An 11,266-nucleotide genomic window follows, 5' to 3' on the forward strand; every position below is an offset into this window, starting at 1 on the left:
TGTCATCTCAACCTGAGAGCTTCACCGGATCGCCCGAAGGCCTCCGGCTTTCACCGTCGGTGAGAGCGGAAGCCGTCGACACCCGCCCTGCTTTCCAGAGTGACCTCGTCCGTGCGGTACGTGGGCCTGAGAGATTCCGGGGAGGATTTGCTCCTTCGGCGCCTCCGATGGTGTCCGGAGGACTCTCCCGCACGGGGTCAGCAGCCGTTGCCAGCCTACCAGCGAGGTCTACGCACGAACCTTCGAGTGGCCGCGTTCCCCATTGTGCCGTTTTGTAGTGTTTACGGATGAGTTGCGACCATGTGGAGGGCCCGTGCGAACCGATATCGATCCGCGCAACCTGATCGGCCGCAAGGCGTTCGACCGCAACGGAACCAGGATCGGCACGATCGACGAGGTCTACCTCGACGACGCCACCGGCGAGCCGGAGTGGGCGGCCATACGGACCGGCCTGTTCAGCAGGGACGCCTTCGTCCCCCTCGAGCCCAGCGAACTGATCGACGGCGCCCTCCACGTCCCCTTCGACCGCGCCCTGATCAAGGACGCCCCCGACTTCGGCGTGGGCCGCCACCTCTCACCGGAGCAGGAACTCCAGCTCTACCACCACTACGGCCTCGACGTGGCCGCCCCTCCCCCGCTCCGGGACCACGACTTCGGCAAGCTGGCCGACAAGGACGAGACGGCCACCTGACGCCCTCGACGGGCCCCTACGGGGCAGCGGACCGCGCCCCGACCGCCCCGGCCCCACCATCCGGCCCCCGGCCCCCCTCCGGTCTCGGCGCTCTCGGTAATACCAGCGGCAGCGGATCCGCCGGCTCCAGCTGCGGATCGTCGACCCGGAGCGTCCGCACCCGCCCCGGCCCCGAGTCGGGCGTCTCGAACCGCACGGTGACCCGTCCCAGCCCACTGCCCTGCACCCATCCGTGCCCGAACTCGGCGTGCCGCACGTCGTGCCCGGCGGGCCAGCGCCGCTCGGCGAGCGCGGGCCGCTCCTCGACCGGGGCTGTGGCGGGCTCCTCGAGGGGCCCCTCCGCGTTCGCCCGCTCCCCCGCCGCCTGTGCGAAGAGGTCCTCCTGCGTGTAGTCGGCGAGCCCGCTGACCCCCACCCCGAGCAGCCGCACACCACCCGTCGTGTCGACCGAGTCCAGCAGGCGGGCCGCCGCCTCCCTGATCACCCCGGGGTCGTCCGTCGGCCCCCGCAGCGTCTCGGACCGGGTGAGCGTCGAGAAGTCGTACCGCCGCACCTTCAGCACGATGGTCCGCCCGGACAGCCCCGCTCCGCGCAGGCGCCGCACGCACCGGTCGGCGAGTCGCTGCACCTCGAGACCGACCCGCAAGCGGTCGTGGATGTCCACGTCGTAGGTGTCCTCGACCGACACCGACTTCGCCTCCCGCTCCGCCACCACGGGCCGGTCGTCCCGCGCCAGCGCCATCGCGTAGAGCCCGTGCCCGTGCGCCTTCCCCAGCAGCCGCACCAGCTCGTCCTCCCCCGCCTCGGCGATCTCCTCGACCGTGGTGATCCCGGCCCGCCGCAGATGGTCGCCGGTCGCCGGGCCCACTCCGGGCAGCGTCCGCACGGACATGGGGCCGAGCATGGCCCGCTCCGTCCCCGGCTCGATCACCACCAGACCGTCGGGCTTGGCCTGCTCCGAGGCGATCTTCGCGAGCATCTTCGAGGCGGCGAGGCCGACCGATCCCGTGAGCCCGGTGACCGTCCGGATGTCCGAGCGCAGCTGTGCCCCGGCCAGCCGCGCCGACCGCTCGTCCCAGGCCGCTCCCCCGGCCTCCAGGTCCACGAACGCCTCGTCCAGGCTCAGCGGCTCCACGAGTGGCGACAAGGCACGCAGCAGCTCCATCACCCGCTCGCTGATCGCCCGGTAGAACCCGAAGCGCGGCACGAGGTAGGCGGCGTTGGGCGCGAGCCGCCGGGCCTGTGCCATGGGCATCGCGGAGTGCACCCCGAAGACCCGGGCCTCGTACGACGCCGTGGCCACCACGCCCCGCGGGCCGAGCCCGCCCACCACGACGGCCTTCCCGCGCAGGCTCGGCTTGGACGCCTGCTCCACCGAGGCGAAGAAGGCATCCATGTCGAGATGCAGGATCGTGGGCGCGGTTCTCACGACTCCGATGCTGCCCCATGCCACTGACAACGCCACCGAGCGACCGCCCGGCCCCTTTGGAGCAACCGCTTGCCGACCGGCGCGGAAACGTCCCGCCTCAAGCGTCGAGGGCTCTCCGGGCGGCTCAGACCGCCCGGTTCCGCCGCCGTGCCAGCTCGTCCGCCGGATTGGTCCCGACCAGGGTCTCGCCGGTGTCGATCCGCTCGCCGTGCAGCTGGGACAGTGCGCTCTCGACGTCCCGCCACACCACGCCCACGGCGATCCCGAAAACGCCCTGGCCGCCTTGGAGCAGGGCGTGCACCTCGTCCGGCGAGCTGCACTCGTAGACCGTCGCCCCGTCGCTCATCAGCGTCATGCGCTCCAGGTCGCTGAAACCGCGTTCCCTGAGGTGCTGGACGGCCGTGCGGATGTTCTGCAGTGACACCCCGGTGTCGAGGAACCGCTTGACGATCTTCAGTACGACGACGTCCCGGAAGCTGTACAGCCGCTGCGTCCCCGACCCGTAGGCGGGGCGCACGCTCGGCTCGACGAGGCCGGTGCGGGCCCAGTAGTCCAGCTGCCGGTAGGTGATACCGGCGGCCGCACAGGCCGTGGGGCCGCGATAGCCGATCTGCTCGGACGCCTCGGACGTCATGGACGCCGTCCCTCCGCTGCTCGGCACGACCGTAGGGAGCTGTGGAGTGTGATCGGCCGCCTCACCGGGCTGGGGATACCCCCCGCTCGCACGGAGCCGAGAACCGGGGGGAGCGTACGGACCGCTCGCCCTGAGACTGCGCTCGGGGCCGCCCCCAGCCGTACCGTCGCCGCTGCTTCTCACGCCGACCTCCGTCCTTGACCTGCCTTCTCGACGGTAGGCAGTCACCAGGGGTGCGTCAACGATCGCCACACTCGCCACGCCGAGTGATAATCACCCTAAGAGTGGTTTCCCGTGCCCCACCGCGGGGAAAGGCTAGCCGAATGCCCTCGGGACCGGCCGTGTGACGCTCTCACTCGCCGCCGGCACATGCGGGCCATTCGACCGCCCGGCATGCGGCGGGCGACCCCGCCGCGGACCTTGTCGTCCGCCGGGCCGCCCACACGTCCCACTGACCGCTGATGCTCCTCGCCGCCCGGAGCTCACTGACTGCTGCTGCCGAAGTCCTCCGGGGAGATCTGGTCGAGGAACTCGCGGAACTTCTCCACCTCGTCCTCCTGCTCGTCCGGGATCGCGATACCGGCGTCGTCGAGCACCGTGTCGCTGCCGTAGATCGGCGTCCCGGTACGCAGGGCGAGCGCTATGGCGTCGGACGGGCGGGCGCTCACCTCGACGCCGCTGGCGAAGACCAGCTCCGCGTAGAAGACACCCTCACGCAGGTCCGTGATGCGCACTTCCGTGAGCTCCTGGCCGACGGCTTCCAGCACGTCCTTGAACAGGTCGTGGGTCAGCGGTCGCGCGGGAGCCATGCCCTGCTGGGCGAAGGCGATCGCCGTCGCCTCACCCGGTCCGATCCAGATGGGGAGGTAACGGTCGCCTCCCACTTCACGCAGCAGCACGATCGGTTGGTTGGAGGGCATTTCCACCCGGACACCTACGACATCGAGCTCGTTCACACAGTAACCCTAGGCCGTGCTCGGGACGTTTGGGTAGTCGGGCAGGGAACGGGCGCCCGATCCGGCCTCGCGCAACGGGCACACCTCAGGGCAGCCGCACCCCGAGCGCCGTCTGCACCAGCGCGGCGTGCAGCTTCACCGTGAGCCCCGCCAGTTCCTTGGTACGAGCCTGCGCATGCGCCCTGGTCTGCGGGTTCCGGTGCCGCTTCAGCGGGGCCACCACCTGGTCCACGAGCCCCGCCTCGCGGTCGGCGGCCGCCTTCATCACCCGCAGGTGCCGCGGCTCGATCCCGAACCGCCCCAGCTCGGCGACAAGCCCGGCCACCGTGACCGCCTCCGCCTCGTACGCCCCGTCCTCCAGTGGAGTGACGAGCCCGTACGACTCCCACTCGATGAGCTCCCGCTCGTCGACACCGGCGGCGGCGAGCAGCTCCGCGCGGCTGATCCTGGCCGCGGTGGGCGCCTCGGAGGGCTCGGGCACGGGGTCGCCGTCCCGCTGCCGGCCCAGGGAGGGCAACGGGACCGCCTCACCGCGCTCCATGGCGTCCAGGTGCTCGCGGATCACCTTCAGGGGCAGATAGTGGTCCCGCTGCATCCGCAGGACGTGACCGAGGCGCTCGACGTCATGGGCGCTGAACTTGCGATACCCCGACGGGGTCCGCTGCGGCTCGATGAGCCCCTCCGACTCCAGGAAACGGATCTTGGAGATGGTGACTTCGGGAAACTCGTCGCGCAGCGCGTTCAGCACCGTGCCGATACTCATCAGCCCACTGTCCGTGGCGGCGGCGCCGTGCCGGGCACCGCCGCTCGGTGTTTGCAGCATGGACCTTCCCTGACGGACGGACCTTCGCGGGATTCCCCGGACGGAATCCGGGTCAGTAGCCCCGCTGGCTGGCGTAGAAAACCAGCCGGTACTTGCCGATCTGCACCTCGTCGCCGTTGTTCACGGCGACCTGGTCGATCCGCTCGCGGTTCACGTACGTGCCGTTCAGGCTGCCCACGTCGGCCACCGTGAACGAGCCGTCCTGACCGCGGCGGAACTCCACGTGCCGCCGGGAGACCGTCACGTCGTCCAGGAAGATGTCGCTCTGCGGGTGACGCCCGGCCGTGGTCAGATCGCCGTCCAGCAGGAAGCGGCTGCCCGAGTTCGGCCCGCGGCGCACGACCAGCAGCGCGGAACCAAGCGGCAGCGCGTCGACGGCCGCCTGCGCCTCAGGAGAGAGCGTCGGCATCTGCGTCTGGCCGGTGGCCTCACTGTCGTAGGCCTCGAGACCGGAGATGGAGATCGTGGACGTCGTCTCGGACGGCCGCTCCGGCGTGGCTCCGGCTCGCAGCGGCGCACCGCAGTTGGAGCAGAAGCGGCTGTTCTCCGCGTTGCGGTTACCGCACCTCGTACACACCAGGGCCGACATCGGATCCTCCTGCCGCGGTTGCCCGAAACCTATGCCGCCGGGCTGTGCAGGGTCAACCGACGGCGCACCCTGACCTCCGGGAACGTCGCCGCCCTGACCACCGACCTGATCGCGGAACAGCGGCCGCTGGCCTTCCTGGTCAGGCTGTGCGCGATGACGGGCGGTCGCGTTGTCGCTACCTTCTCGCGCGCTCTTGCCGAACAACTTCGCAAACAACTTCACGGGCGATTCCCCTTGACCGAAACAGACCCGCCCGTGGGGCAGGACGAACCCTGACTGAACACTCTGGCCGACCCGGACATCCTGACAACGTCCGTCTGCACCAGACAGTTTCCACCACGCACCACCCATTCGGTGCGCCGACCCCCCGCAACCTCATGCCCTCGCCGGACGCCGCCCATGCACCCCCGGTTCACTGCGAGGACGACCGAGCGTAGTCAGGCCGCTTCGCTGCTCGCAAGGCGTCCACGACGATCTTGGTCGACCGCTCGATGGTGACCGTGGCCTGTTCCTTCTCGAGAGTCTGCACCACACCTCCAGGGATGTTGAGCGCCGGCTCGAGATCCTGCGGCTTGCCGATGACCTTGAAACGATAGGGAGCGTTGATCTTGTTCCCGTCGACGGCCACACCCTTGCCGGAGTCCGTCAGATAGGTGCCCGCGACGACCCGTACACCGTTGACCTGAATCGCCTCGGCACCCGCCGCGCGCAGCTCCTGGACCCCGTCGAGCAGCATGTCCGCCTCGACCGTCCCCTTCGTGTCCTCGATGGTCATCGTGATGCCGGGACCCTCCGCGGCCACGGTGCCCGCCAGGATTCCGAGTTGCCTCTCCTTCTCGATCGTCTGCTTGCGGGCCTCCTCGGCCTGGTCCGAGCTGTTCTCCAGCTCGTCGCGCTGCTTCTCGAGACCTTGCTTCTCGTCCTCAAGACGCTGAGTGCGGTCATCCAGTTCATCGAGGATCCGGACGAGATCCTCCTGACGCGCACCGCGCAGGGCGCTGTCACTGTCGCTGTTCGAGGCCACCTGCACGGCCAGCCCGAAACCAAGGCCGAACAGCAGCAACGCCACGATCAGTTGGGCCCGGCTGACCCGCGGCGGCCACAGCACCTGCACCAGCCGCTGCCGGCCGGTCAGCCGCGGTTCGGCGGCCGTCTCCGGTTCAGGCTCAGGTTCCCGCACCCGCTCCTGTTCGGGTTCCGGCTCCGGTTCTCGCTCCGGTTCCGGAGTGGCCCGTGCGGTCGGCACCGACGGAGTCACTTCATCGGGCAACTCCTTGCGGAACCTGTTCCCGGACTCGGCCTTCCCGTCGCGCCGGTCCGCGCGCGTGTGGCCGTGCTCCTCGGCCGGCTGCTCGTCGTGCTCGCTCATCGGCCTCACGCCCGGAACACGTGCCGGCGGATCGCCGCGGCGTTGGAGAAGATCCGGATGCCGAGGACGACCACCACACCGGTGGACAGCTGGGCCCCCACACCCAGCTTGTCGCCCAGGAACACGATCAACGCGGCCACGACCACGTTCGACAGGAACGACACGACGAAGACCTTGTCGTCGAAGATGCCGTCGAGCATGGCCCGCAGCCCGCCGAAGACGGCGTCGAGCGCCGCCACGACAGCGATCGGCAGATAAGGCTCGACCACCGCCGGAACCTCAGGCCGGACCAAGAGGCCGGCCACGACTCCCACGACGAGGCCCAGTACGGCGATCACGATGTGCCCTTCTCGTTCTTCTCAGTGCTCGGCTGTGCTGTACGTACGGTCACGCTCGGTGCGGCGGGCAGCCGGAGGTCGTCCTCCACCGAGATGGCTGTCCTGACGCCGTAGCCCTCCTGGAGCGCGTTCAGGTACAACCCGTCCGCGCTGTTCTGAAACCGCGTGCTCAGCCGCTGTCCGTCCCCCACCGCGAGCACCGTGTACGGCGGCACCAGCGGTTTGTTGTCGACCAGTATCGCGTCACCCGCGGCCCTGATCGCGGACAGCGCCGTCAGCCGCTGCCCGTTGATGGAGACCGCCTCGGCACCCGACTCCCACAGCCCGTTGACCACGCGCTGCATGTCCCGGTCACGAACCCGCCCGGTGTCGGAGAACCCGGAGGTCTCCCGAGGGCCGCCGCCCTCCCCGCCCCCGTCGGCCTCCTTGGCGTCGTTCACCACGAGCTTCACGCCCGGGCCGTGCACCGCGGAGGCGCCCGACAGGATGCCGACCAGGTCGGAATCGGCGCTGCCGCCGCTGTGCTTCAGCGCCTCGCGCTGCCGCGCGCTCACGTCCTCGCGCAGCCGGTCGACGGAGTCCTCCAGCTGGTCGGCCGTCTCGGACTCCCGGTCGATACGGTCGACCAGCTCTTCCCGCTCCTTGGCGACGACCGGAGCGGCAACCCGCGCCTGCGCCGCTCCCACGGTCACCACGAGCGCCGCCAGCACCAGACCGGCGGCGAGCCCCAGCTTCGACCGCAGGGTCTTCGGCATGCCACCCTCGCCCGCGGCCTTCTTCCGCGCGGCGGCCTCGGCGTATCCGTCGTCGAGACTGTGGTCCATGACGTTGGTGAGCAACGACATGGACGCGTCGAGGCGCCGGGGCCGCGCGGGTGTGCTCCGAATGGGGGGTTGCTGCGGCATGCCGCACATCGTCGCACGTCGTGGCCACTACCTCCGAACGGCCCCACCGGCGTGCCGGACAGGCCCCGTTGGGGACACTTGTCCGGCACGCACGCGTGCAGGCCGTTCTACCGGCCGGCGCTGTCCACGACCGCCGACCATTCGTCCAGCAGGGCCTGCGCGGAGGCGTCGTCCGGCCCCTCGGCCCACAGGTGGGTGACGGCCTCGGCCGGGTCCGGCAGCACCATCACCCAGCGGCCGTCGGTCTCCACCACACGCACCCCGTCCGTGGTGTCCACGAAGCGGTCTCCGGCCGCCTCGACGACCCGCCGCATCACCAGACCCTTGACGGCCCACGGAGTCGCCAGGTCCCGCTTCAGGACGTGCGCCCGCGGGATCCGCGCGTCGATCTGGCTGAGCGTGAGCTGCGTCCGTGCCACCAGCCCGATCAGCCTCACGAAGGCCGCCGTGGCGTCGTACACGCTGCTGAACTCGGGGACGATGAAGCCGCCCTTGCCGTCGCCGCCGAAGATCGTCCCTTCCTCACCACCCACGCGCGTGAGATCGTCGGGAGAGGTCGTCGTCCACTCGACCTGCGTGCCGTGGTACGCCGCCACCTGCTCGGCGATCCGGGTCGTGGTCACCGGCAGCGCCACCCTGCCACTGCGCCGCTCGGCCGCGACCAGGTCCAGCATCACGAGCAACGCCCGGTCGTCCTCGATGATGCGCCCCTTCTCGTCGACGAGGGACAGCCGCTCACCCACCGGGTCGAACCGCACACCGAACGCGGCCCCCGAGGACGCCACGATCTCCCCGAGACGCACCATTCCCGACCGCCGCATGTCGGCCGTCTCCGTCGGCCTCGACTCGTCCAGACCGGGGTTGATCGTGAGCGAGTCGACGCCGAGCTTCCCGAGCAGGCTCGGCAGCACGAGCCCCGCGCTGCCGTTGGACGCGTCCACGACCACCTTCAGCCCGGAGTCCGCGATCCCGGTGGTGTCGACGTTCCGCAGCAGCGACCCGGTGTACGAGTCGAAGACACTCGCGGGGAAGTGCAGGTCACCGATTTCGCCGGGGAAGGCACGCCGGTACTCCTGCCGGGCGAACACCCGGTCCAGCTTGCGCTGGCTGCCCTGTGAGAGGTCGGCGCCCTGCCCGTCGAAGAACATGATGTCGACGGAGTCCGGCACGCCCGGCGTGGTCCGGATCATGATTCCGCCCGCGCTGCCCCGCGCGGTCTGCTGCCGCGCCACGGGCAGCGGCACGTTCTCCAGGTCCCGCACGTCGATGGCGCTGGCCTGCAAGGCGGAGATCACCGCCCGCTTCAGCGCACGGGCACCACGCGAGTGGTCACGAGCCGTGGTGACCGTAGAGCCCTTTTTCAGGGTCGTCGCGTACGCACCGGCGATCCGTACGGCCAGCTCCGGCGTGATCTCCACGTTCAGGATTCCGGACACACCGCGGGCACCGAAGAGATGCGCCTGTCCCCTGGACTCCCAGATCACCGAGGTGTTGACGAAGGCGCCGGCCTCGATGGTCTTGAACGGATATACACGCACATTGCCCTGGACGATCGATTCCTCACCGATCAGGCACTCATCCCCGATGACCGCCCCGTCCTCGATCCGCGCCGCACGCATGATGTCGGTGTTCTTTCCGACCACGCAGCCGCGCAGATTGCTGTGCGGCCCCACGTAGACGTTGTCGTGAACGACGGCCTTGTGCAGGAATGCCCCGCTCTTGACGACCACGTTGGAGCCCACGACGGTGTGCTCACGGATTTCGGAACCGGCCTCGACCTTGGCGTAGTCGCCGATGTAGACGGGCCCGCGGAGCACGGCGTCGGGGTGGACTTCGGCTCCCTCCGCGACCCACACCCCCGCGGAGATCTCGAACCCGTCGATGTCGACGTCGACCTTGCCCTCCAGGACGTCGGCCTGCGCCTTCACATAGCTCTCGTGCGTGCCGACGTCCTCCCAGTAGCCCTCGGCCACGTAGCCGTAGATGGGCTTGCCTTCCTTCATCAACTGCGGGAAGACGTCACCGGACCAGTCGACGGGCACATCGGGCTCGACGTAGTCGAAGACCTCGGGCTCCATCACGTAGATACCGGTGTTCACGGTGTCGGAGAAGACCTGGCCCCAGGTGGGCTTCTCGAGGAAGCGCTCCACCTTGCCTTCCTCGTCGACAATGGTGATACCGAATTCCAGCGGATTGGGCACCCGCGTCAGACACACCGTGACCAGCGCGCCCTTTTCCTTGTGGAAGTTGATCAGTTCGGTGAGGTCGAAATCCGTGAGAGCGTCACCGGAAATGACGAGGAAGGCATCGTCCTTCAACGCCTCTTCGGCGTTCTTGACACTTCCGGCGGTACCGAGTGGCTTCTCCTCATTGGCATAGGTGAGCTCCATACCGAGCTCTTCGCCGTCACCGAAGTAGTTCTTGACGAGCGAGGCCAGGAACTGGACAGTTACGACTGTTTCGTTGAGCCCATGCCTTTTGAGCAGCCGCAGAACATGCTCCATGATCGGGCGGTTGGCCACGGGCAGGAGCGGCTTGGGCATGCTTGAGGTCATGGGGCGAAGGCGCGTGCCTTCGCCTCCGGCCATCACGACGGCCTTCATGTCGGAAGCGTCCTCCTCTAAGAGACGACGGTCTAGCCGACTTCACCCGCCAGGATTGTCCCGCACTTTTCGGCCACAGGCCATCGGGGCCGACACGGGCGGACCAATCCGCGAGCTCATTCGGCTATGGCGTCCGCACGGACCAGGCGGCGGACTTGTACTACGTAGAGGACTCCTGCCCACCAGTACAGCGTTGTACCCCATCCGGCGAACGCCCATCCGAAAACTGCGGCGAGTGACGAGATCCAACCACTGTCGTCACTGAGCAGGAGCAGTGGGAAGGCATACATCAGGTTGAAGGTGGCGGCCTTGCCCAGGAAGTTCACCTGGGGTGGCGGATAGCCGTGCCGGCGGAGGATGCCCACCATCACCAGCAGAACCAGCTCTCGCGCGAGAAGTACAGCGGTCAACCAGAGGGGCAGAATCTCGCGCCAGGTGAGACCGACCAAAGTCGAGAGAATGTAGAGCCGGTCGGCGGCGGGGTCGAGGAGCCGGCCGAGGCTGCTGATCTGGTTCCAGCGCCGCGCGAGCTTGCCGTCCAGGTAGTCACTGATGCCGCTCAGGGCCAGGACCAGGAGGGCCCAGCCGTCACTCTTGGGCCCACCGAACTCAGGCCGCAGAATCAGCCACAGGAAGAGGGGCACGCCGACGAGCCGCGCCATGCTGAGGATGTTCGGGATGGTGAGCACACGGTCCGTCTGGACGCGAGTCTCCTGAACCTCCACCCGGGGGCCTCCTGTGGGAAACGTACCAACGATGCCCCCTGACCTTACCTCAACGCAAAAAAGCTCTGGCTCTCGGGCTGTGTGCCCAAGAGCCAGAGCTCTAAAAGGAGTTCGGCGGCGTCCTACTCTCCCACAGGGTCCCCCCTGCAGTACCATCGGCGCTGTAAGGCTTAGCTTCCGGGTTCGGAATGTAACCGGGCGTTT

At 68.8% G+C, this 11,266-nt stretch carries 11 protein-coding genes, 1 rRNA gene and 1 riboswitch; of the genes, 1 reads left to right on the forward strand and 11 read right to left on the reverse strand.

Annotated features, from left to right (window positions below; genetic code table 11):
- Positions 1–104: 104 nt before the first annotated feature.
- A riboswitch (glycine riboswitch) is annotated at positions 105–200 on the reverse strand.
- A gap of 113 nt (positions 201–313) precedes the next feature.
- Positions 314–691: a PRC-barrel domain-containing protein gene (locus tag ABZ016_RS30715; RefSeq protein WP_356919962.1), complete on the forward strand. Its 378-nt coding sequence runs from the start codon at positions 314–316 to the stop codon at positions 689–691.
- A 16-nt stretch (positions 692–707) separates the two neighbouring features.
- Here ABZ016_RS30715 and ABZ016_RS30720 read toward each other — a convergent pair whose 3' ends face one another.
- From ABZ016_RS30720 to rrf, 11 genes are all read right to left on the reverse strand, one after another.
- Positions 708–2,120, reverse strand: coding sequence for a DNA polymerase IV (locus ABZ016_RS30720; protein WP_356919963.1), 1,413 nt, complete (start codon positions 2,118–2,120; stop codon positions 708–710).
- Between the two features lie 124 nt (positions 2,121–2,244).
- Complete coding sequence (locus ABZ016_RS30725) at positions 2,245–2,937, reverse strand: MerR family transcriptional regulator (RefSeq protein ID WP_356919964.1); 693 nt, start codon at positions 2,935–2,937, stop codon at positions 2,245–2,247.
- 299 nt (positions 2,938–3,236) lie between these two features.
- The gene (locus tag ABZ016_RS30730; protein WP_003988851.1) at positions 3,237–3,710 is read right to left on the reverse strand and encodes a bifunctional nuclease family protein; all 474 of its coding nucleotides are present in this window, start codon (positions 3,708–3,710) and stop codon (positions 3,237–3,239) included.
- A gap of 85 nt (positions 3,711–3,795) precedes the next feature.
- On the reverse strand, positions 3,796–4,533 hold the full coding sequence (locus tag ABZ016_RS30735; protein WP_356919965.1) for a MerR family transcriptional regulator: 738 nt from the start codon (positions 4,531–4,533) through the stop codon (positions 3,796–3,798).
- Between the two features lie 52 nt (positions 4,534–4,585).
- Positions 4,586–5,473 carry an FHA domain-containing protein gene (locus tag ABZ016_RS30740; protein ID WP_356919966.1) on the reverse strand — a complete coding sequence of 296 codons (888 nt, stop codon included), beginning with the start codon at positions 5,471–5,473 and terminating at the stop codon, positions 4,586–4,588.
- A gap of 61 nt (positions 5,474–5,534) precedes the next feature.
- Positions 5,535–6,491, reverse strand: coding sequence for a DUF881 domain-containing protein (locus ABZ016_RS30745; protein WP_356919967.1), 957 nt, complete (start codon positions 6,489–6,491; stop codon positions 5,535–5,537).
- 5 nt (positions 6,492–6,496) lie between these two features.
- Positions 6,497–6,829, reverse strand: coding sequence for a small basic family protein (locus ABZ016_RS30750; protein ID WP_003988855.1), 333 nt, complete (start codon positions 6,827–6,829; stop codon positions 6,497–6,499).
- Positions 6,826–7,743, reverse strand: a complete 918-nt coding sequence (locus ABZ016_RS30755) for a DUF881 domain-containing protein (RefSeq protein ID WP_356919968.1) — start codon at positions 7,741–7,743, stop codon at positions 6,826–6,828. Before ABZ016_RS30755 ends, ABZ016_RS30750 begins: the two co-directional genes overlap by 4 nt.
- A 98-nt stretch (positions 7,744–7,841) precedes the next feature.
- Positions 7,842–10,337, reverse strand: a complete 2,496-nt coding sequence (locus tag ABZ016_RS30760; RefSeq protein WP_356919969.1) for a mannose-1-phosphate guanyltransferase — start codon at positions 10,335–10,337, stop codon at positions 7,842–7,844.
- 116 nt (positions 10,338–10,453) lie between these two features.
- Positions 10,454–11,062, reverse strand: coding sequence for a CDP-alcohol phosphatidyltransferase family protein (locus tag ABZ016_RS30765; protein WP_356919970.1), 609 nt, complete (start codon positions 11,060–11,062; stop codon positions 10,454–10,456).
- Positions 11,063–11,171: 109 nt separating this feature from the next.
- Positions 11,172–11,266, reverse strand: a 5S ribosomal RNA gene (gene rrf / locus ABZ016_RS30770); the annotation flags it as partial.

The sequence above is a fragment of the Streptomyces sp. NPDC006372 genome, from assembly GCF_040612515.1.
GTDB lineage: Bacteria > Actinomycetota > Actinomycetes > Streptomycetales > Streptomycetaceae > Streptomyces.